This is a genomic window from Parafrankia sp. EAN1pec (assembly GCF_000018005.1).
In the GTDB taxonomy this organism is placed as follows: domain Bacteria; phylum Actinomycetota; class Actinomycetes; order Frankiales; family Frankiaceae; genus Parafrankia; species Parafrankia soli.
Genome location: NC_009921.1, coordinates 1,011,078 through 1,031,627 on the forward strand (window position 1 = coordinate 1,011,078; position 20,550 = coordinate 1,031,627).

The window sequence follows — 20,550 nt, forward strand, 5'->3', positions numbered from 1 at the left end:
GGTGGGCTCGGTGCACGGGGGCCGGAGGCACTGGTCCGGGGCCGCTGGTCCGGGGCCGCATAGGGTCGCGGGGTGACGCAATCCGCCGAAACGGTGCTGCCGCCGCGCCGCGTGCTTTTCGTGCATGCCCACCCGGATGACGAGGTCATCTCGACCGGCGTGACCATGGCCTCCTACGCGGCTCGGCCCGACACGCACGTGACTCTCGTCACCTGCACGCTGGGTGAGGTCGGTGAGGTTCTGGTTCCCGAGCTGATCAACCTCAGGTCGGATCTCGGTGACCAGCTTGGCGGGTACCGGATCGGTGAGCTCGACCGGTCCTGCGCCGAGCTCGGCGTCACCGACCACCGTTTCCTCGGCGGCGCCGGCCGGTGGCGGGACAGCGGCATGATCGACACACCGGCCAACGACGATCCGCGCTGCCTGTGGCGCGCGGACCTCGACGAGGCGTCGGCGGCCCTGGTCCAGGTGGTGCGGGAGGTCCGTCCACAGGTTCTCGTCACCTACGACGAGAACGGCGCCTACGGCCATCCGGATCACATCCGGGCACATGACGTGTCCGTCCGGGCCTTCGCCGATGCCGCGAACCCCGACTTCGCGCCGGAAGCCGGTCAGCCGTGGCAGATCTCCAAGTTCTACGAGACGGCCACGCCCAAGTCGTTCGTCCAGGCTGGTATCGAGTATTTCCGGGAGTCCGGGGGCGAGAGCCCGTTCGGCCCCGCCGAGTCCGCGGACGACATTCCGCTGGCGGTTCCCGACGAGCTGATCACCACCGAGATCCAGGCCGACGAGTACCTGCCCGCGAAGGTGGCGGCGATGCGGGCGCACCGCACCCAGATGGCGGTGGACGGCTTCTTCTTCGCGCTCGCCGACGGCATCGGCAAGCGGGCCTGGGCCGCCGAGCACTTCGTGCTGACCCGGGGTGAGCGCGGCCCGGGAACGGAACCCGGCGCCCACGAAACCGACCTCTTCGCCGGCCTCCCCCTCTAGCCGCCCTGGCGCTTCGGGGCCAGGGCGGCGTGGGGTGGGGTGGTTATGCCGACGGCGGACGCCTCGGCGGCAGGATCCGCTCCTCGCTTGTGTTGATTGCAGTGCAACACTGTAATCGCGAGGAGGATCGGATGGACGCAGGCGCCACCGCCAACCCGGGCCCCGAGGACCAGATCGCACTCCCCGACGGGACCGCGCCGTCCGATGATCGTGGTGAGGCGGCGCTGGACGCATACTCCCGTGTGGTGACCCGGGTGGCCGAGCGGGTCGGGCCGAGCGTGGGAAGCCTGCGGGTGCGCACCTCGCGCGGCGCCGGAGCCGGTTCCGCGGTGCTCTTCACCGAGGACGGGTTCCTGCTCACCTCCGCGCATGTCGTCGAGGGACGTCCAGGCACCGGCCGGGCCGGCGAGCCGGCTGGCACGGTGGAGTTCGTCGACGGGACCGAGCGTGCCGTGGACCTGGTGGGAGCCGACCCGCTCTCGGACCTCGCCGTGCTGCGGGCCCGCGGCTCCACACCGCGCCCGGCCGAGCTCGGCGACGCGGCGATGCTGCGGGTCGGCCAACTCGTCGTCGCCGTCGGCAATCCGCTGGGACTGACCGGGAGCGTCACCGCCGGCGTGGTCAGCGCCCTGAACCGCTCGCTGCCGACCCGCTCCGGTTCGGCCGTGCGCGTCGTGGACGAGGTCATCCAGACGGACGCCGCGCTGAACCCGGGAAACTCCGGCGGGGCACTGGTCACCGCCGACGGCCGCGTGGTCGGGGTGAACACCGCCGTCGCCGGCGTCGGACTCGGCCTGGCCGTCCCCGTGAACGCCACCACCAGGCGCATCCTCGCGGCACTGATCCGGGATGGCCGAGTCCGCCGCGCCTACCTCGGTGTCGCCGGTGCCCGGGTGCCGCTCCCGCCGGCCCTGGCCGAGCGGACGGGGCAACGCCACGGCGTGCGCCTCGCGGAGGTGGTACAGGGTAGCCCAGCCGGGCAGGCCGGACTGTTCACCGACGATCTCGTCCTGTCGATCGCCGGGACGCCTGTCGCCGGCCCGGGCGATCTCCAGCGACTGCTGACCGAGGACACCATCGGACAACCCGTCGAAATGACAGTCTGGCGTCGCGGTGCCCTCGTGGACGTCATAGCCGTGCCCCGGGAACTCGTAACCCCGTAGGGCACCGACCCGGAGAAGCCGGCAGCGGAACGGGGCCTGGCGCCGGGGCGGCCGGCTGGCGGGCGGTGCGAGATCGACGGTTCGGCCTCGGCGCGTGATCGGGCGGTCCATGGCCTACTGTCGGGGAATGCCCCGTCCGACGCTTGGCCACGGTCACGACGCGAGCGGTGATCCGGCTCCGTCGACGGCCTCGACGCCTTCGAAGGAGCGTTCCAAGCCGTCCGCGCGCCGGCAGGGGAGGGCCACCCCGGCCACCCCGGGCGCCGCTGCCGGCCGGGCCGTCCCGGCCGCCGCGGTGCCGGGGCCGCCCGGGGAGCCCCATCGTGCCTTCCTCGGTGTCTCGTACGCGTTCGGCATAGTGGCCGGGCTCGTGCTCGGGGTGTACGGCGTCGTTCTGGTGCCCTCCGGCCCGCGGCCGGGCGGGGCGCTGATCTCCATCGGCCTGCTGCTGGCGCTTTTCGGTAACACCGGGGTGCCGTTTCTGGTCCGCTGGCTGACCGGTACCCGGCTCGGGGCGATGATCCCGCTTGTCGGCTGGATCCCCGTCGTCCTGCTCCTCGCCTCGTCGCGTACCGAGGGCGACCTGCTGCTGAAGGCGACCGCTACGGGCTACCTCTTCCTGGGGATAGGCGTGTTCGCGCCGGTGGTCGTGGCCGTGTTCGGGCAGGCGCGGCGCGGCCTGACGGCGCTGCCGCCGCGTCCCCCGACGGTGCCCCCCCGCTGAGGGCGGCCGGGAGGATCGTCCGCGCGGTCGGCCAGGTGACGGTGGGGCCGTGGGCCCTGCCGGGGTTGTGCCGATGGTCACCGAGGTGTCCCGACGGGGCGGTGGGGTCACTTCCGCCGCTGTAGCGTTGCCGCCGTGGCCAGCCCCGCGCGCCAGCCCCTGCCCGAACCCGCTCCGGCGGAGACGGCCCGCGCGCAGCCGTGCCCGGCCGAGCTCCAGCCCGGGCCCGACCTCCCCGCCGCCGGCTCCCTGGACGGCCCGGCGTCTCCGGACGGATTGGCCGTGCCCGACGCGGCGGCGTTCCGCCGGGTGGTCGGCCGGTTCGCTACCGGGGTGACCGTCCTGACCACGGTTGTGGACGGGCACCAGCTCGCGATGACGGCCAACTCCTTCGTCTCGGTCTCCCTCGACCCGCTGCTCGTCCTCGTCAGTGTGCGTCAGGACGCCCGATTCCACGCCCCGCTCCTCGACGCCGGGGTGTGGGGGGTCTCGATCCTCGCCGCCGACATGGATCAGGCGTCCCGCGACTTCGCCCGCCGCGGCGCCGACCGGCCCACCGGCGACGGGTGCGGGGGCGACGGGCGGTCCGGCGGTGGCGGGGGGCAGCTCCTGGGCTGGCGGTACTCGCTCGGCGCGCGGACCGGGGTCGCCCTGCTGGAGGGCGCGCTCGCCGTCCTGGAGTGCAGGACCGTCGCGACGCATCCGGGCGGTGACCACACGCTGGTGATCGGAGAGGTGGTCGCGCTGGCGGCGCAGCGGCCGGATGCCGCTCCGCTGATCTTCTATGAGGGCTCGTACCTCTCGGCCGACCAGCCGGCTCGCTCGCGCCGGGCCGGCTCGTCCTCGTAAGCCTTCAGTTCAGGCGGGCGCGGGCGGCCGCGGCGGCGTGCCGGGCGGCCGCGGCGGCGGCGGGTTCCACGGTGGTGACCGCGTCGGCGAAGTTGGTCAGGTCCGCCGCGCCGCCGAGGAAGTCGCCCAGCCGGACGCGCAGCTCGCCTCGCTCGCGCCGCAGCACGGCGGGGTGGCGGGGCAGCAGGAGCGAGAGCTCCACCGCCCACAGCCTGGTGCGTGGGACGTCGGTGCGTGCCGCGAGTACCCGGATGTTGCTCAGGACCCTGGTGAGCAGGTCGTCCGGGGTCATCGGGGCGAGCTGGGCCCGGGTGAACGCCGCGCCGGCCGCGCGCACCCGTGCCGCCGCGTCGTGCACCGTCATGATCTCCCCCCCGGCGTACGGGTCGACGAGGACGTTCTCATGGGGCGCGCCCACCGCGACGATCACGTGGCCGGGCAGCCCGACGGCGTAGGCGGGGACGCCGATTCTGCGCGCGACCTCGATCCACACGATGGACAGCAGGATCGGCAGGCCGCGGCGCCGGCTGATGACCTCGGGCAGCAGCGAGGCCCGAACGTCGTCGTAGTCGGACTCGTGCCCGGCGAACCCGGCCCGCTCGCCGAGGGACTCCCGCAGCGCCTCGGCGGCGGCGCGCAGGTCGAGCCCGGTCAGCGTGCCCCCGCCGGCGTCGGTGCCCGCGTCGGCCGCGGTGCCCCGCTCCGCCGGCGCCCCGGAGGCGGCCCCGGGAACCGCCCCGGAAGTGGACCCGGCCCCGGAAACGGCCTCAGAGGCGGCCCCGGCCCCGGAAGCGGCACCGGTGTCGGTACCGGCACCAGCCGCGCCACGGCCCCGCGGAGCGGCCCGGCGGGCTGCGAGGAGGGCGGCGGTGTCGGCAGCCAGGGCGTCGAGGGCACGGGTCGTCTCGGCCGGGTTCGTCTCCGGGCCGGCCTCGGCGGCGATCAGATGGCACGCGAGTGCCAGGTCGACGGGTTCGCGGCGGACGACGGTGGCGAACATCCGCCTGCTGTGGGCGCTCACCGCTGGACCTCCACACTCGGGCCGGCGCCGCCCGGGTCGGCGCCACTCGCGTCCCGGTCGCCGCCATTGTCCCCGGTATCGTCGTCACCGGCGTCCGGGTACTCTCCATCCGCGTCGGCGCCGACCTGGCCGTCCGTGCGGAGACCGGCGGGGCGATCTGATTCCGTGATCTGATCGTTGCGTTCCGCAATGTCGTGGCGAGGGGGCGTTCCGGGCTGGTCCAATGGTGTCGCCCGACCGGGGGGCCGAGGATTGGCCCGCCGGGGTGTCAAGGGCACGACACGCGCCGCTACGAGGGATTCCTCGGGCACACTCACTGTCGTACCGTCGGTGCGGCGGAGGCGGAGTTCGCCTTCCGACCAGGACTCAAGCGTGCCCAGAACATCGCTCAGGGGGAGCGGACCAGAGATACGGCGCCGGATCACGACCCGGGAGCCGATGTCGGCCGGAGTGATGTGGACGACATACACCACTAGTGCACGCCCTTGTTGTCGACACCGAACTGTCCAGGTCGATACTAAGGAATCAGTCGCCCGTGAGCTCGAGGAGGAACGTCCGGTGACCTACGTCATCGCGGAGCCCTGTGTTGATGTGAAGGACAGGGCTTGCATCGAGGAGTGCCCGGTCGACTGCATCTACGAAGGCGGACGGATGCTCTACATCCAGCCTGACGAGTGCGTCGACTGTGGTGCCTGTGAGCCCGTCTGCCCGGTTGAGGCGATCTACTACGAGGACGACGTCCCCGACCAGTGGAAGACCTTCACCGACACGAACGCGTCGTTCTTCGAGGAGCTCGGCTCGCCCGGCGGCGCCTCCAAGGTCGGCGCGCTCGACTTCGACCCGCCCACCATCTCCGCGCTGGCTCCCCAGGGCGAGTCCTGACCGGTTCAGGGGAGTCGGCGAGACCGTCCCGGACGATCAGATCGCCGGGACGGTCGCGGGTGCGGCTGCCCGACTTCCCATGGGACCACCTGGTCTCGTACAAGGAGAAGGCGCGGTCGCATCCGTACGGGCTGGTGGACCTGTCGGTGGGTACCCCGGTCGACGCGACGCCGGCGGTGGTGCGCCACGCCCTCGCCGGTGCCGCGGACTCCCCGGGGTACCCGCTCACCACAGGCACGCCCGATCTTCGTGAGGCGGCTGCCGGCTGGCTGGCCCGCCGGCTCGGTGTGCTGGTGGAGCCGTCCGCCGTGCTGCCGGTGCTGGGCACGAAGGAGCTGGTCGCCCAGCTTCCCTCGCAGCTCGGCCTGGAGCCCGGGGACCGCGTCTGGGTGCCCACCCCGGCCTACCCGACCTACGAGGTCGGCGCCCTGCTCGCGCGCTGCGAGCCGGTCGTCGGCCCCGCCGAGGGTGTTGCCCTCGTCTGGCTGAACTCGCCCGGCAACCCGACGGGGCGTGTCCTGTCGGTGGACGAGATGCGCGCAGTGGTCACCTGGGCGCGTGAGCGCGGCGTGATCGTCGCCAGCGACGAGTGCTACATCGAGCTGGGCTGGGAGGCCCGCGCGGTCTCGGTGCTCCACCCGGACGTCTGCGGCGGCTCCCACGAGGGCCTGCTCGCCGTCCACTCGTTGTCCAAGCGCTCGAACCTGGCCGGGTACCGGGCCGGGTTCGTCACCGGTGACCCCGATCTCGTCGACGGGCTGCTCCAGCTCCGCAAGCACGCGGGGCTGATGATGCCGTCGCCGGTGCAGGCGGCGACGACGGCCGCGCTCGCGGACGACATGCACGTCGCCGACCAGCGCGCCCGCTACGCCAACCGGCGGGCGGTACTCGCCGCGGCGCTCGCCGTCGCGGGCTTCACGATCGACCACAGCGAGGCCGGTCTCTATTTGTGGGCCACCCGCGGCGAGGACTGCTGGGCCACGGTGGACGCGCTGTCCAGCGTGGGTGTCCTGGTCGCGCCGGGGAGCTTCTACGGCGAGTCCGGCCGGCGGCACGTGCGGGTCGCGCTGACCGCCCCGGACGCCCAGATCGCCACCGTTCCGGAGCGCATGACCATGCTCCCCGCGGCAGGCGCCCCGAGCGGCGCGCAGGCCGCGCCGGGCTGGGGCCAGCAGCCGGCCGGCTACCCGCCCGCCGGGCCGCCCGGCCCCGCGGCTTCGGGGCCGCATCCGGTGGGTGCGGGCCGCGGCGGTGACCAGGGCTGGTCCTCCGGCCGTCCGTCCGGGTACGGAGCGGGTGAGCCGGCGCGGGCCGACCAGAGCTCTGTCGGTTCGTTCGACCGGTACCGGGCGAGCCAGCCCGATCCGGGCGCCCGGCCGTCCCAGGACTACCGCCCCACCCAGGACTTCGGCTCGGCCCAGGAATACCGCCAGCCTGAGGAATACCGGCAGTCCCAGGACTTCCGGGGAGGCCGGGACATCCGCTCGGGGCAGCCCGGAGATCCCTACCGGGACCCCCAGGGTGCCCACGGCCGGTCGGGGTCGTACTCCGGCGCCGGTGAGGGCGCCGCCGGGCAGGGCACGCCACCGCCGTACCAGACGGGTCAGCTGCCCGTCCCCTCGTATGAGAACGGCGGCGGCAGCGCGCCGCAGCAGCAACCGCCGCTGCCTTACCAGACCGGGCAGATGGCCGTGCCTCCGTACCAGACGGGCCAGCTGCCGGTGCCGCCGTATGAGACCGGCCAGCTGCCGGTGCCGCCGTATGAGACCGGCCAGCTGCCGGTGCCGCCGTATGAGACCGGCCAGCTGCCGGTCCCGCCGTACCAGACCGGGCAGATGGCCGTCCCGCGGCCCGGTGGTGGCGAGCAGGGAGACCGGAACACGCCGGGCTGGGGCTCGGAGCCCGACGTCCGCTGACCGCCGCGGCCGCGAGCGCCGCTCACCCCGAGACCCGTAGGGTCTTATCCGTGAGCAGCGTGAGCGGAGCAAACCCCAGCCCATCGGACGCGGGTGTCACGTCCGGCGAAGTCGTGTCTCCCCTGGACCGGGCCATCGACGACCTGTGGGAGCGTCGCGGCGAGCTGACGCCGGAGGACACCCAGGCCCGCAAGGTCATCGTGGGCGCGGTCGACGCGATCGACGCCGGTGAGGCCCGGGTCGCCCAGGTCGCCGCGGACGGCAGCGTCGTCGTCGACGAGCGGGCCAAGCGGGCGATCCTGCTGTCGTTCAAGGTCCTGCCGATGGTCGAGTCGGCCGCCGGGGACTTCCACTTCCACGACCGCGTCCCGCTCAAGACCCGGTTCGACGGCGTGCGGGTGGTGCCGGGCGCGATCGTCCGCTGGGGCGCCCACGTCGAGCCCGGTGCCGTGCTCATGCCCAGCTACACCAACATCGGCGGCTACGTCGGTGCCGGGACCCTCGTCGACACCTGGGCGACGGTCGGCTCGTGCGCCCAGGTCGGGCGCAATGTCCACCTCTCCGGAGGGGTCGGCCTGGGCGGCGTGCTCGAGCCGCCGAGCGCGGTGCCGGTGGTCGTCGAGGACGACGCGTTCGTCGGCAGCCGCTGCATGGTGGTCGAGGGCGCCCGGGTCCGGCGCGGCGCGAAGCTCGGCGCCGGGGCGATCCTGACGGCGTCCACCCACGTCTTCGACGCGGTGACGGGGGAGGAGTACCCGCGCGGGGAGATCCCGGAGCGCGCGGTGGCCGTCGGCTCCAGCCGGGTCCGCTCCTTCCCGGCCGGCGAGTTCGCCATGCCCTGCATCCTCGTCCTGCGCACTCTGGACGAGGGCGAGATCCACGACAAGCTCGCGCTGAACGACATCCTGCGTGAGCACGGCGTGGCCTCCTGACCGTCATGGGCCTCGATCTGGCGCTGCCCGTCGGTGATCTGACGCGTGTCCTCGTGGACGTGCCGTCGGTCAGCGGCGACGAGGGCACGCTCGCGACGGCCGTCGAGGAGGCGCTGCGCTCCCTCGGCGGCCTGGAGATCCTGCGGGACGGCGACGCGGTGCTCGCGCGGACCGGCCACGGCCTGCCCGCGCGGGTGCTGCTGGCCGGTCACCTCGACACGGTGCCCGTCGCCGACAACCTCCCGGCCCGCCTCGACGGCTCCCGCCTGTACGGCTGCGGGACGTCCGACATGAAGGCCGGGGTGGCCGTGATGCTCCGCCTGGCGGCGCTCCTCGGCACCCCGGCGTCGGGGTCGGCGCCCGAGTCGAGGCCGGGGCCGGTCTCGGGGGCGGGGGCGGTCGCGCGGCACGACGTCACCTGGGTCTTCTACGACAACGAGGAGGTCGCGGCCGCCCGTAACGGGCTGCGCCGGCTCGCCGAGCGGCACCGCGACTGGCTCCAGGCGGATCTGGCGATCCTCATGGAGCCCACCTCCGGCGAGATCGAGGCGGGCTGCCAGGGCACGCTGCGGGTCGTGGCCACGGTGCCGGGCCGCCGCGCGCACTCGGCCCGCTCCTGGCTCGGGGAGAACGCCATCCACCAGGCCGGGGAGCTGCTGAGCCGGCTGGCGCGGTACCGGCCGCGGTCCGTCACGCTGGACGGCTGCACCTACCGGGAGGGCCTCTCGGCGGTCCGGATCGACGGCGGCGTGGCCGGCAACGTGATCCCGGACAGCTGCCGGGTCACGGTGAACTTCCGCTTCGCCCCCGACCGGGACCCGAAGGCCGCGCTGGCCCACGTGGCCGAGGTGCTGGACGGCTACGACCTGGTGCTCGACGACAGCGCCGGCGGGGCCCCGCCCGGGCTGTCCGCCCCGGCCGCGGCGGCCTTCGTGGCGGCCACCGGGCGGGCCCCGGTGGCCAAGTACGGGTGGACCGACGTGGCGCGGTTCGCCGAGCTGGGCATACCGGCGCTCAACTACGGTCCCGGCGACCCGAACCTGGCGCACACCCGCGACGAGTACGTCGAGGTGGCGGTGATCGAGGAGACGGAGCGCGTGCTCAGCTCCTACCTGGTCGGCCGCGGCACGCCCTGAGCTTCGGGCGTCCGGGCGGATCTGCGTATGGTGCGGACGTGACTCGGCCCGCCCACCCTGATCCGCCGGGCGGCGGATCGACGTCCCAGCCGATCGTTCCGACGGCGGCCGCGCGCCCAGCCGGTGATGGTCCGGCGGACGTCCCCCCGCCCGTTCCCGCCGTCGCGCCCGGGCCCGCGGTTGCTCCCGCGGCCGCGGTGTCCAGGCGTACCCGGCGGGGTGGCGGGCCGCCGCCCGAGCAGCGCCGCGGCCCGGTCACGGCGCGGCGCGGGCAGGTGGAGCACTCCACCACCGACCAACGCCTGCTCGACACCCGCAGCCCGGCCTCGTTCGTCCACAGTGACCCGTGGCGCGTCCTGCGCATTCAGAGCGAGTTCGTCGAGGGCTTCGGGCTGCTGGCGGATCTGCCCCCAGCCGTCACGGTCTTCGGGTCGGCCCGGGTCGGCCGGGACGAACCCGAGTACGAGCTGGGACGCCGGCTCGGCGCCGCGCTGGCCGACGCCGGCTACGCGGTGATCACCGGCGGCGGGCCGGGCGCGATGGAGGCGGTCAACCGGGGGGCGCAGGAGGCCGGCGGGCTCTCGGTCGGCCTCGGCATCGAGCTGCCCTTCGAGCAGGATCTCAACGACTGGGTCGATCTGGGCGTCAGCTTCCGGTACTTCTTCGTCCGCAAGACGATGTTCGTGAAGTACGCCGAGGCCTTCGTCATCATGCCGGGCGGGTTCGGCACCCTCGACGAGCTCTTCGAGGCCCTCACCCTGCTGCAGACGGGCAAGGTGACCCGGTTCCCGGTGGTGCTCATGGGCACGGCCTACTGGTCGGGCCTGCTGGAGTGGCTGCGCTCGACCGTCCTCGGCTCCGCCCGGATCAAGCCGGGCGACCTCGACCTGGTGACCATGACCGACGACGTCGACGAGGCCGTGCGCCTGATCCTCGAGGGGACCGGCCGTGCCGGCCCGCCCGCCGCGGCCACCTCCGGCGACGAGACCGCCAGCGAGGTCGGCGGGGCCGCCGCGGCCGGTGGGGCGCCCTCGTGAACGTCTGTGTGTACTGCGCGTCCTCGGACCACATCGATCCCGCGTTCGTGCTGCTGGCCGCCGAGGTCGGCACGGAGCTCGCCCGGCGCGGGCACGTGCTGGTCTCGGGCGGCGGCTCGGTGTCGTGCATGGGCGCCCTCGCCCGGGCCGCGCGGGCCGGCGGCGCGCACACGGTCGGCGTGATCCCCGAGACGCTGCTGGCGATGGAGGTCGGGGACACCGACTCCGACGAGCTGATCGTCACCGCCACGATGCGCGAGCGCAAGGCCGTCATGGACGACCGCGCCGACGGGTTCCTGACCCTGCCGGGCGGGCTCGGCACCCTCGAGGAACTGCTCGAGATCTGGGTGGCCGCGGTGCTCGGCCTGCACGCCAAACCGGTCGTCATCCTGGATCACGACGGCGTGTACGCGCACCTGCGCATGCTCGTCGAGGACCTGGTCGGCCGCGGCTTCGTCCGCCCGCCGGCCCGCGACATCCTGATCTGGGCGACCAGCGTGCCCGAGGCCTTCGACATCCTCGAGGCGGGCGCCGGCGCGGGCCGCGGCGCCGCCCGGGTGCCCACACAGGGCGAGGTCGCCGAAGGCGAGTAACGCACCGCCGGCCCAGGCCGGCGCGCCTGGCGGTGGTTGGTCCGGCCCGGCTCAGACCACGCCGCGGCGGGCGATCCGCAGGTCGACGTCCCCGCGCAGCGCGGAGACCATGCGCAGCGTGCGCCAGGTGGCGGCGACCTGGTGCGCGCGGAAGACCCGGGCTCCCAGCCAGGCCGCCACGGAGGTCGCCGCGAGCGTGCCCTCCAGCCGCTCGTCCACCGGTGCGTCGAGGACCTCACCGACGAAGTCCTTGTTGGACATCGCGACCAGCACCGGCCACCCGGTCGCGACCAGTTCCGGCAGGCGGCGGGTCGACTCCAGCGAGTGTCGGCTGTTCTTGCCGAAGTCGTGCCCTGGGTCGATGAGCACCCCGTCCGGCCGGGCGCCCAGCGACACCGCCCGTTCGGCCAGCGCTGTCGTCGTGGCGGCGATGTCGGCGACCACGTCGTCGTAGGCGATCCGGTGCGGACGGGTCCGCGGCGGCAGGTGGCCGGCGTGGGTGCAGACCAGCCCGGTGCCGAACTCGGCGGCGACCTCGGCCAGCTCCGGGTCGACCCCGCCCCAGGCGTCGTTGAGCAGGTCGGCGCCCTCGCCGGCGACGACCCGTCCGACCTCGGCGCGCCAGGTGTCGACGCTGATCACGATCTCCGGGTGGCGGGCCCGCACAGCCGAGACGAACCCGCCGATGCGGCGCAGCTCCTCGGCTGCGTCGACCTCTTCGCCCGGGGCCGCCTTGACCCCGCCGATGTCGATGATCCCGGCTCCGGCGTCCACCGCCGCGTCGACGGCGGCGAGCGCCTCGGCCTCGCCGTAGGTGGCCCCGCGGTCGAAGAAGGAGTCCGGCGTGCGGTTGACGATCGCCATCACGACCAGCTCGGACGGCGCGAACACCCGTGACCCCAGGCGCAACGGCCGCGCCGGCACCGGCCCAGCCGCCGGGCCGGGTGCGTCGGCCGGGCCGGGTGCGTCGGCCGGGCGGGGCTCGCTGGTCGGGAAGGCGTCGGCGGGCACTCCGCAACCCTGCCAGAGACCGCGGGCCGGCGGGATCGCCCCGGGGGCGGCGGGTGGATCCGCTCGGCCCACCCGGGCATGGCACGATCGACGGCGTGGTGCTCGCAGTGGAGATCGTGCTTGTCGCGGTGGTCGTCTTCGCCGTCGCCGCGCTGGCCGTCGGCCGGTTCGACCGGATGGCGCCGGCCGTGCCCGACGGACCGCACACCGGCCTCGGCGCGCGTTCCGTGGCGGCCGACGACGTGGCGGACGTCCGGTTCGGCATGGCGGCCCGCGGCTACCGGATGGCCGAGGTCGACGCCGTCCTGGCCCGCCTCGCCTACGAGATCGCCTGGCGTGACGAGGAGCTCGCCCGCCGGGACGACGAGCTCGTCCGGCTCGCGGAGTTCGCGCATCTCGGCGTCGGCGGTGACGACGACGACGCGCACCCCGGCCCAGCCTCCGGCCTCGACGCCGACCTTGACGCCGACGCCGACATGGCCCGGCCCGGCGACGTCCAGGCGGAACCCGCCGGGACCGAGGCGGCGCGGGACCCTGCCGCGCAGCATGATTCGACCCGGCATGATCTGGAAAAGCTTGATCCGGAACGGCCTGCCCCGGAGCGGGCGGATGCCACACGGGGGGACACTCACGGCCCCGAGGCCTCGCCGTCCGGGGAAAATGGGCGTGGGTAACCGTAGTGAATCACACCAGAGTCCCTCGTTCGGAGCCGCCAGAGGCCCTCTCGGGCCACCGAAACCACTACCTCTCCGTGACCGTTGTGATTCCCCGCAGGGACGTGTTTCGGTTTGCGGGTCGGTCTCCGGGATAATCGTCGTCAGACGCAGGTCCGACGGCAGGAAGAGGTGCACCGATGGCGGCCATGAAGCCGCGGACGGGTGACGGTCCGCTCGAGGTCACCAAGGAGGGGCGCGGCATTGTCATGCGCGTCCCGCTCGAAGGGGGCGGCCGACTCGTCGTCGAACTCACAGCCGACGAGGCGAGCGCGCTGGGAGACGCTCTCAAGATCGCGGTCGGTTAGGCTCGGTGGTCACCTACCCCCGGCCCGGCGGACGGGTCCGCGGGGCGGAGGCGTCCGCGTGACGACCGCCGCTCCCACCCAGGACGCCGACCTCATCGACTCGAGGTACCGCGCCCCCCTCGTCATCCTCACATCCACCGAGCACCCGCCGTCAGTTGGTGGACCCGAGCCGGGCGAGCCGCCGGTCCGGGACGATACCGGCGGGGCGCCGGGCGAACCGGCGCCGCCGGCCGGCTCCGTTGGCGCGCCCGGTAGTGCCGGAGCGGTCGGTACTGCCGGCGCTGGTGGTGCTGCCGGTGAGGGGTCTGCCGCCGAGGGTACGGCCGGCGCCGCGGTCGGCTGGGACTGTTCCGTGCTCGCCGTCGTGGTCACCAGTGTCGATGGTGCCGCGGTCGTCGGCGAGCAGGGCCGGAGCGCCTGCGCGCGCGTCGGCGCGGACCCGGACCGCCTGATCGAGAACGAGGCCTTCCGGGGGGACGCGGGCGGTGTCCTCGTCGTGCCGCTGTCGCGCTCCGAGCGGCCGTGGCGGTTGTTCCTGCTCGGCGTGGGCGCCGGTGGGACCGCCGACTGGCGTTCGGCCGGCGCGGCTCTCGCGCGGCGCGGGGGAACGCGTGGGCGGCCCTTCGTCGTCGCCGAACCCGACGCCGAGCAGATCTACGCGTTCGTCGAGGGCTTCGTGCTGGGCTCCTACCGCCCGGCAGACGCCGTCACCGGTGCCACCCCGGAGGACGCCGTCACCGGTACGACCCGCGAGGCGGGCACCGAGCCGGCTCCCGAGTTCGCGGAGTCCGCCGAGTCCACTCCCGACGAGCCGCCGGCCGGTCCGCGAGCCGAGCGGATCCTCGTCCTGCACACGGAGCGCGCCGAGAACCCGGCGCTGATCGAGGCGGTGCGCCGGGCGCGCGCCGTGGCGGACGGCGTGTGCCTCGCCCGTGATCTGATCAACATGCCGAGCCTCGTGAAGACGCCACGCTGGCTGGCGGACCAGGCGGTGCGAGCCGCGTCCCAGGCCGGCCTGGGCGTCACCGTGCTCGACCACTCCGACCTGGTCAGCCAGGGCTTCGGTGGGCTGGTCGCGGTGGGCGGGGGCTCCCCGCGCCCGCCCTGTCTGGTGACGTTGACCTACGACGGCCCGTCCACGCCCGGCGGGAGGACTCCCGGCCACCGGGTGCTGGTCGGCAAGGGGATCACCTTCGACTCCGGCGGGCTGTCGCTCAAGCCGTCGGTCTCCATGGCCAGTATGAAGACCGACATGTCCGGCGCGGCTGCCGTGCTCGGCGCCATGGTCACGCTGGCCGAGCTGGAAGTTCCCGGCAAGGTCACCGCGCTGCTCTGCCTCGCCGAGAACATGATCGGCGCGTCCGCCGTCCGGCCCGGAGACGTGATCACCTGCTGGGGTGGAACGACGGTCGAGGTACTCAACACCGACGCCGAGGGCCGGTTGGTGCTCGCCGACGGCCTGGCCTACGCCGCCGCCACCCTCGCCCCCGACCAGATCGTCGACCTGGCCACGCTCACCGGCGCGATCACCGTCGCGCTCGGTCGGCGCACCGCTGGCCTGTTCTCCTCCGACGACACGCTGGCCGGCGAGCTCGCCGGCGCGGCCGGCCGCGCGGGGGAGCGGGTCTGGCGGCTGCCGCTGACCGAGGAGTACCGGCCGGCCATCGACTCGCCGGTCGCCGACCTGGCGAACATCGGCCGTGCGCTGGACGTCAACGGCGGGTCGATCACCGCCGCGCTGTTCCTCAGGGAGTTCACCGCGGGTCTGCCCTGGGCGCACTTCGACATCGCCGGCACGGCCCGTGCGGACTCCGACGACGGCGAGATCAGCCGCGGCGGTACCGGGTGGGGAGTGCGCACCCTGATCGCCTACCTCGCCGGAGCCCCGGCAGGCGAACAGCCCACCTGACGGAGCGCGTCCGGAGGCACGCGGCTGCCGGCCCTGCGGCAGGCCTCCGGACGCGCGTCAGCTGGCCTGTGGTGGCGGGTTGTTCGGCGGCGGGCTCCGCGGTTCCGTGGAACCACCACCGCCGAGTGCCGTCCAGGACCCACCGGACCGCCGCACATCACCCCGCCGGCCGGGCGGGCCCGGCGGGGGAGCGGGCCGTCAGCGTTCGGAGGGGCTGGCGGAGCCCAGTGCCGCGAGCTGGCGCCGGGCCCAGCTCAGGCTGTCTTTCTCCGGCATGACCGCGGGCCAGCCGGCGAGCGCGGCCTCGACGGCGTACCGGTCGGTGTCGGCGAGGACGTCCACGAGAAGCTCGTCCACGTTGGCCTGGTCCACGCGGAACTGATCGAGGTAGCGGGCCAGGATGCCGCCGGGGTGCGGCTCGCGCACCGAGTAGATCTCACCGGTGTCGACCACCCAGTTCAGCCGGTAGGTCGAGTGTTCGTCGTCCGCCGTGGTCCAGCCGTCCCCGAATGTGATCTCCTCGGACGCCCGGCGGCGGGGATCGGCGTCGTAGAACTCGCGGATGTTCATGCCGTACGCCTCCCCCTCCAGGGCACCTACGCAAACGTCGACCGAGCCGTCGCCGGCCACGCGCCGGACACCGCGACGCCAGGACGCACTAGGACGGCTGCCCGGGCTGCGACGGCTGCCCGGTAACCGCGGCGAGGGCGGTCTCGTACCCGGCGGCCATCTCCTCCGGAAGGATCAGTGAGAGCCGCAGCACGATCGTCCCGCGCACGTAGGTGTACTCCTTGGGGAGGTCACCGCCGCCGGGTGCGCGCAGGGCGGCGCCGCGACCCGCGGCGGAGGCGGGATCGACGAAGACCTCGATGGCACCGCCGCGCTCGATGGCGTCCGCCGGCGCGCCCGCGATCTCGCTGGCGCTGATGCGTTCGTCGGTGAAGGCGAGCCGGCTGGAGTACCCGCCGGGACGTCCCAGGAGGCCGTCGGGGTCGTTCTGCGCCGTGTAGACGACCCTCGTCCGCAGCGGCAGGCCCTGGTTGGCGAGCAGGATCGCGACCTGCTCAGCTGTCGGCCCCGTGCCCTGCCCCGAGCCGCCGGCCGCAGGGTCGGTCGTGCCCGAGGGCTGCTCGCCGGTGGTCGGGCCCACGGCGGAGGTACCCGACCCGCTGGTCACCCGGTTCAGTGTGTAGCCGGCCGCGCCGGAGAGCACCGCGATTCCGAGCAGGAACGCCACCCAGCCGAGCCAGTTCTCCCGGCGCGGCGGCGGTGGTGACTGCGGCGGTGCGGGCGGCCGCTGCGCGAAGCCGCCCGCGGCCGGAAACCCCGGCCGCGCGCCGTGGCCGCCGGGGTGTCGGTCGCGGCCCGGATGGGTGGCACGCAGGGCATCACCGGATCGGTCGGGGTAGCCGGGGCGGGCGGGTCCGCCGGATCGGTCGGGGTAGCCGCTTCGGCCGGTCGGGTCGGTGCGACCGGCCCGACCGGACTGGCCGCGCTGCCGGGTGCCGTCGTCCCGCGGCCCGGGCCCGTCGGGACCGGAATCGCCCCGGTACCCGCTGTCGGCCCGGCCCCTGGTGTCATCCCGGTGTCCGGCGTCGTCCCGGTACGAGCTGCCGGGCCGGTGCCCGGTGTCGTCGGGGCGAGGGGCGGGACGGCGCGGGCCGGAGCCGGAGCCGGGGTACCCGGGGTCGCGATAGTCGCGGTCGTCGTAGCCCGCGTCGCGATAGCCAGGGTCGCGATAGCCAGGGTCGTGGCGGCCGGGATCGTGGCGGCCGGAGTCGCGGTGCTCATGGCTCGGATACCCGGGGCCGCGGAACTCTGGATCGTCGTACCCGGCACCGTCGTAGTTGGCATCGTGGTACGCGGAGCCGCGGTAGCCGAAGTCGTCGTCGAAACGACGACGATCCACCTCACTCCGCGCCACGTCACTCCGCACGACGTCCACTCCCGGCCTCGACCGTCACCGAACGGCTCGCGCCGGTCGGCGTGGCGGCGCCCCGCGCTCGTCGCGTCGGGATGCCGTACCGCCGGGTGTTCTGGGCCGCGCAGGTCTACTTCGGACGTCCCCCTTGGACGCCCGGAGCGGCCTGGCGGCCATCGCTCGGCCAGTGCTCGTCGGCACGCGGGTCGTCCGGTTGGGCAGGATCCGTGTGGGCAGGGACTGGGACGCGCTGCCGACGGCACGGGCGTAGCGCCCGGCCCACAGAGACTAATCGGTAATACCGGTCGAATGCACCGATCCCGGTGCCGTCGGCGGGGCGATCAGCCGACGGGGGAGGACTTCGCCACGACCGCCACCAGCAGACCGTCCCCGGTCGTGAGCAGCATCTGGGTGAGGCGAACGTCGTCCCGGACGGCGGTCGCCAGCTCCCGGACGGCCACGGAATCCTGGACGCGGGTGGCCGGGTCGCCGGTCTGCCCGCCCGCGAGGATTCCGGTGAACGCCACGATCCCGCCGGGACGGAGCAGGCGGAGCGCCTGGGTCAGGTACTCGGTGCTCTCCCGCCGGTCGGCGTCGCAGAACACCAGGTCGTAGGCGCCGTCGGTGAGCCGGGGAAGCACCTCGAGGGCCCGCCCGGTGATCAGCCGGGAGCGGCCGGGGGCCATCCCTGCGTCGGCGTAGATGCGGCGGGCGAGCCGCAGGTGCTCGGCCTCGACGTCGATCGTGGTCAGGGTTCCGTCAGGACGCATCCCGCGGAGGAGCCACGTTCCGGACACACCGGTACCCGTGCCGATCTCGACGACTGCGCGGGCGCCGACGGATGCGGCGAGGAAGCGGAGCACCGCCCCGGCGCCGGGGCTGACCGGGGCGATCCCGACCTCCTCGGCGCGGGCGCGGGCAGCACGAAGAACAGGGTCTTCCACGAGGAAGCCCTCGGCGTAGGCGACGGCAGATTCCCGTGCGGCGATGTCGATGTCCGGCATGACATCCGCAGCCTACGGGAACGGGAGACAAGACAGGAACGTTCGTCTTGTCAGTGCGCCCGTGTCGACTGGGTCGAGGGGAGAAACATCGGTGTCCGCAGCGGGATTCGCCGCTCCCTGGCCGGCGCGTCGGGTACGTTCGTCGCGAACCGACCGAGAGGCGGCTGTGGCGGCGCAGGAGCTCGGGGCTGGTTCGGCCGTCCCCGACGCGGCCGCCACCCCAGAAGTAGCTGGTTGGGTGCCTCCGTCCTGGGAGGACGTGGTCAGGGAGCACGGCAACCGGGTGTACCGCCTTGCCTATCGCCTGACGGGCAACGCGCACGACGCCGAGGACCTCACCCAGGACGTCTTCGTCCGAGTGTTCCGCTCGCTGGCCGACTACACCCCCGGCACCTTCGAGGGGTGGCTGCACCGCATCACGACCAACCTGTTCCTGGACCGGATGCGCCGCCAGCAGAAGATCAGGTTTGACGCCCTGCCGGAGGACACCGAGCGCCTGGCCGGCCGTGAGGCGAGCCCGGAGGCCGTCTACGCCGAGAGCCATCTGGACGCCGACGTCGAGGCCGCTCTCGCCGCGCTGCCGCCGGACTTCCGTGCCGCGGTCGTGCTGTGCGACATCGAGCAGCTCTCCTACGAGGAGATCGCACAGACGCTCGGGGTCAAGCTCGGCACCGTCCGCAGCCGGATCTCCCGGGGGCGGGCGATGCTGCGCGCCGCGCTCGCCGACCGCGCCCCGCGCGGGATGGCGATGGCGGGCGACGACGGAGTCTCGAGCGCCGCGGTGGGCCCGGCCACGGGGCCGTCCCCGGCCCAGGCGGAGACCAGCGGTTCCTGGGAACGGCCGCCGGTGGGTGCCACGAGTCCGGGTGAGAGCCAGCTCGCGGTCGACGCCGCCGTGGCCGAACCGGACAGGTCGGGGCGCCGTGGTCGCCGGACCGACCGCCGCCGAGGTCCGGTGAGCAGTGCCGTCGGAGCCGAGGGCGGTGCTCCTCGGGAGCGGCGGGCGTGAGCAGCCATCTCGGTGAGCGCCTCACCCCCCTGGTCGACGGGCAGCTCAGCCACGACGAGAGGGATCGCGCGCTGGCACACCTCGCGTGCTGCCCCGACTGTCAGGCGGAGGTAGCCGAGCAGCGCAGGCTCAAGGCCCGGCTCTCCGCCCTGGCGACTCCCACCCTCCCCAGCACGTTGACCTCGACCCTGCTCAGCCTCGGTGCTCGCGAGTACCAGGTCGCGCGGCCCGCGCCGCCCGCCCCGCGCAGGATGCCCGCGATGGCCAGCGGTTTCGTCGCCGAGGGATCCGCTCCGCGCAGGTCGGTCCGGCCGGCCGCCTCGCCGGCGCGCCAGGCGGGCCTGGTCCGCACCGGCCGCCCCGCTCGACCGGGCGGGTCTCCGTCCCGGCCGGGAGCCTCCGCGGGCCGATCAGCCTTGCTGGTTAAACGTCCACCGGGGGCCGCGTCGTCCCGGGTCTCGGCCGGGTCCGCTCGCCTCGCTTCCAGCTCACAGGGGTGCGGTGCGCCCGGCGCGGCTCTGGCCGGTGCCGAGGTCGCCGTGCGCGCCGCCGGGCACGGCCGCCCGGCGATCACAACCCCCCGGCCGCGCCGGCACGGCCGGATGCGGCGGACGCTCGTCGGGTCGGCCGCGTTCATGCTCCTCGCGGTCAGCGGCGCGGCGCTCGCGGACGGGCGCGCGGCGCCCCGGCGGCCCGACCAGGGCTCGGTCCCCACGGTCGCGACCGTGATCCCGGTGAAGGCACCGGCGGCCGGTGTTCCCCGCTCGGTCCAGATGATCGCCTCGGTGTCCTTCCCGCGGCGTCCCTAGCTCCCGACAGCTCTCGACGGGCCCTCCTCGAGCCCTCCGCGGCGCCGCGATCGTTCCCCCACGGCGCCACGGGTGATCATTTGATGGCCCGATCGGGCTAACGCGAAGGTCGTCCACCGGGCTTTTTCGCTGCCGAAAAGGGCAGGTGGGTAACCGCGGAGTGCGTGAACGCGCCGACTCCCTCACGATGAGTGGTCTCGGCGGCCTGTGCCGGCGGATTTGGTGTCTGGTGGCCCTCCTGTGCCGCTCCGTGAACCTCTACCGTGTTGTCCGCTCGGTCTCGCGGGCCGCGGTGGTGCATGAGCCGCCGACGGTCCGCAGCGCCGCGAGCCGAGCACATCGGGGAGGGCATGTGGACACCACCGGCGACGACCAGACCACCGATGCCCGTCCTGGCACGGACAAGGCAAAAGCCCCGTCAGTGCCCGTGCCCGCGCCCCGCTCGCGGGCGGCGGAGGGCACCGTCCCGTCGTCAGGAGGCGTGAGCCGACCGGTCCCGGCGTCCCTGCCGCTGCACGGGCCGGAACGTCGCCCCGCGACGGAGCGTCGTCCCGGCCCCGAAGCTCGGGCGGACACGCCGCGCCGCCCCGCGTCGGCGGCGGAACGGCCACCCTTCGTCGAGC

20 protein-coding genes are annotated in these 20,550 nt (G+C 74.2%); 15 read left to right on the plus strand and 5 right to left on the minus strand.

Annotated features, from left to right (window positions below; translation table 11 throughout):
* Positions 1-72 precede the first annotated feature (72 nt).
* From mshB to FRANEAN1_RS04230, 4 genes are all read left to right on the plus strand, one after another.
* Positions 73-990, plus strand: coding sequence for an N-acetyl-1-D-myo-inositol-2-amino-2-deoxy-alpha-D-glucopyranoside deacetylase (mshB, locus tag FRANEAN1_RS04215; protein ID WP_020458512.1), 918 nt, complete (start codon positions 73-75; stop codon positions 988-990).
* A gap of 131 nt (positions 991-1,121) precedes the next feature.
* Positions 1,122-2,153, plus strand: coding sequence for a trypsin-like peptidase domain-containing protein (locus tag FRANEAN1_RS04220; protein WP_020458513.1), 1,032 nt, complete (start codon positions 1,122-1,124; stop codon positions 2,151-2,153).
* Between the two features lie 127 nt (positions 2,154-2,280).
* Complete coding sequence (locus FRANEAN1_RS04225) at positions 2,281-2,877, plus strand: DUF6113 family protein (protein WP_347176981.1); 597 nt, start codon at positions 2,281-2,283, stop codon at positions 2,875-2,877.
* 135 nt (positions 2,878-3,012) lie between these two features.
* On the plus strand, positions 3,013-3,726 hold the full coding sequence (locus FRANEAN1_RS04230; RefSeq protein WP_020458515.1) for a flavin reductase family protein: 714 nt from the start codon (positions 3,013-3,015) through the stop codon (positions 3,724-3,726).
* A 4-nt stretch (positions 3,727-3,730) separates the two neighbouring features.
* Here the strand turns inward: FRANEAN1_RS04230 and FRANEAN1_RS04235 are convergent, their stop codons facing one another.
* Positions 3,731-4,747, minus strand: coding sequence for a transglutaminase-like domain-containing protein (locus FRANEAN1_RS04235; protein ID WP_020458516.1), 1,017 nt, complete (start codon positions 4,745-4,747; stop codon positions 3,731-3,733).
* A gap of 558 nt (positions 4,748-5,305) precedes the next feature.
* Here FRANEAN1_RS04235 and fdxA point away from each other — a divergent pair.
* The 6 genes from fdxA to FRANEAN1_RS04270 all read left to right on the plus strand — a co-directional run bounded on the left by fdxA (position 5,306) and on the right by FRANEAN1_RS04270 (position 11,243).
* Positions 5,306-5,629 carry a ferredoxin gene (fdxA, locus tag FRANEAN1_RS04245; RefSeq protein WP_018502185.1) on the plus strand — a complete coding sequence of 108 codons (324 nt, stop codon included), beginning with the start codon at positions 5,306-5,308 and terminating at the stop codon, positions 5,627-5,629.
* Between the two features lie 59 nt (positions 5,630-5,688).
* Positions 5,689-7,545 (plus strand): succinyldiaminopimelate transaminase, encoded by a 1,857-nt coding sequence (gene dapC / locus FRANEAN1_RS04250; protein WP_020458518.1) that lies wholly within the window; start codon positions 5,689-5,691, stop codon positions 7,543-7,545.
* A 59-nt stretch (positions 7,546-7,604) separates the two neighbouring features.
* The gene (locus tag FRANEAN1_RS04255; protein WP_083390616.1) at positions 7,605-8,477 is read left to right on the plus strand and encodes a 2,3,4,5-tetrahydropyridine-2,6-dicarboxylate N-succinyltransferase; all 873 of its coding nucleotides are present in this window, start codon (positions 7,605-7,607) and stop codon (positions 8,475-8,477) included.
* A 5-nt stretch (positions 8,478-8,482) separates the two neighbouring features.
* The gene (gene dapE, locus FRANEAN1_RS04260; protein ID WP_020458520.1) at positions 8,483-9,613 is read left to right on the plus strand and encodes a succinyl-diaminopimelate desuccinylase; all 1,131 of its coding nucleotides are present in this window, start codon (positions 8,483-8,485) and stop codon (positions 9,611-9,613) included.
* Between the two features lie 197 nt (positions 9,614-9,810).
* A complete protein-coding gene (locus FRANEAN1_RS04265; RefSeq protein ID WP_049795575.1) occupies positions 9,811-10,650 on the plus strand; it encodes a TIGR00730 family Rossman fold protein in 840 nt (279 codons plus the stop codon).
* A complete protein-coding gene (locus FRANEAN1_RS04270; protein ID WP_020458522.1) occupies positions 10,647-11,243 on the plus strand; it encodes a TIGR00730 family Rossman fold protein in 597 nt (198 codons plus the stop codon). The genes FRANEAN1_RS04265 and FRANEAN1_RS04270 overlap by 4 nt, the downstream gene beginning before the upstream one ends.
* A gap of 51 nt (positions 11,244-11,294) precedes the next feature.
* Here the strand turns inward: FRANEAN1_RS04270 and folP are convergent, their stop codons facing one another.
* Complete coding sequence (folP, locus tag FRANEAN1_RS04275) at positions 11,295-12,107, minus strand: dihydropteroate synthase (protein ID WP_049795893.1); 813 nt, start codon at positions 12,105-12,107, stop codon at positions 11,295-11,297.
* A 200-nt stretch (positions 12,108-12,307) separates the two neighbouring features.
* On the opposite strand from folP, the gene FRANEAN1_RS04280 reads away from it, so the two are divergent.
* The 3 genes from FRANEAN1_RS04280 (at position 12,308) to FRANEAN1_RS04285 (ending at position 15,184) form a co-directional block, all read left to right on the plus strand.
* Positions 12,308-12,928, plus strand: a complete 621-nt coding sequence (locus FRANEAN1_RS04280; protein WP_020458524.1) for a DivIVA domain-containing protein — start codon at positions 12,308-12,310, stop codon at positions 12,926-12,928.
* Positions 12,929-13,107: 179 nt separating this feature from the next.
* The gene (locus FRANEAN1_RS38125; RefSeq protein ID WP_006544345.1) at positions 13,108-13,275 is read left to right on the plus strand and encodes a DUF3117 domain-containing protein; all 168 of its coding nucleotides are present in this window, start codon (positions 13,108-13,110) and stop codon (positions 13,273-13,275) included.
* Positions 13,276-13,333: 58 nt separating this feature from the next.
* Positions 13,334-15,184 (plus strand): leucyl aminopeptidase, encoded by a 1,851-nt coding sequence (locus tag FRANEAN1_RS04285; protein WP_020458525.1) that lies wholly within the window; start codon positions 13,334-13,336, stop codon positions 15,182-15,184.
* 198 nt (positions 15,185-15,382) lie between these two features.
* On the opposite strand, the gene FRANEAN1_RS04290 is transcribed toward FRANEAN1_RS04285, so the two are convergent.
* The 3 genes from FRANEAN1_RS04290 to FRANEAN1_RS04300 all read right to left on the minus strand — a co-directional run bounded on the left by FRANEAN1_RS04290 (position 15,383) and on the right by FRANEAN1_RS04300 (position 18,109).
* Complete coding sequence (locus FRANEAN1_RS04290) at positions 15,383-15,754, minus strand: hypothetical protein (protein WP_041255466.1); 372 nt, start codon at positions 15,752-15,754, stop codon at positions 15,383-15,385.
* Between the two features lie 88 nt (positions 15,755-15,842).
* A complete protein-coding gene (locus tag FRANEAN1_RS38130; protein WP_157472327.1) occupies positions 15,843-17,093 on the minus strand; it encodes a hypothetical protein in 1,251 nt (416 codons plus the stop codon).
* Between the two features lie 353 nt (positions 17,094-17,446).
* The gene (locus tag FRANEAN1_RS04300; RefSeq protein WP_020458528.1) at positions 17,447-18,109 is read right to left on the minus strand and encodes an O-methyltransferase; all 663 of its coding nucleotides are present in this window, start codon (positions 18,107-18,109) and stop codon (positions 17,447-17,449) included.
* 91 nt (positions 18,110-18,200) lie between these two features.
* On the opposite strand from FRANEAN1_RS04300, the gene sigE reads away from it, so the two are divergent.
* Both sigE and FRANEAN1_RS36810 read left to right on the plus strand, forming a co-directional pair.
* Entirely contained in the window at positions 18,201-19,118 is a 918-nt protein-coding gene (gene sigE / locus FRANEAN1_RS04305; RefSeq protein WP_020458529.1) for an RNA polymerase sigma factor SigE, read from the plus strand.
* Complete coding sequence (locus FRANEAN1_RS36810; protein WP_049795577.1) at positions 19,115-19,927, plus strand: zf-HC2 domain-containing protein; 813 nt, start codon at positions 19,115-19,117, stop codon at positions 19,925-19,927. The genes sigE and FRANEAN1_RS36810 overlap by 4 nt, the downstream gene beginning before the upstream one ends.
* Positions 19,928-20,550: the final 623 nt, after the last annotated feature.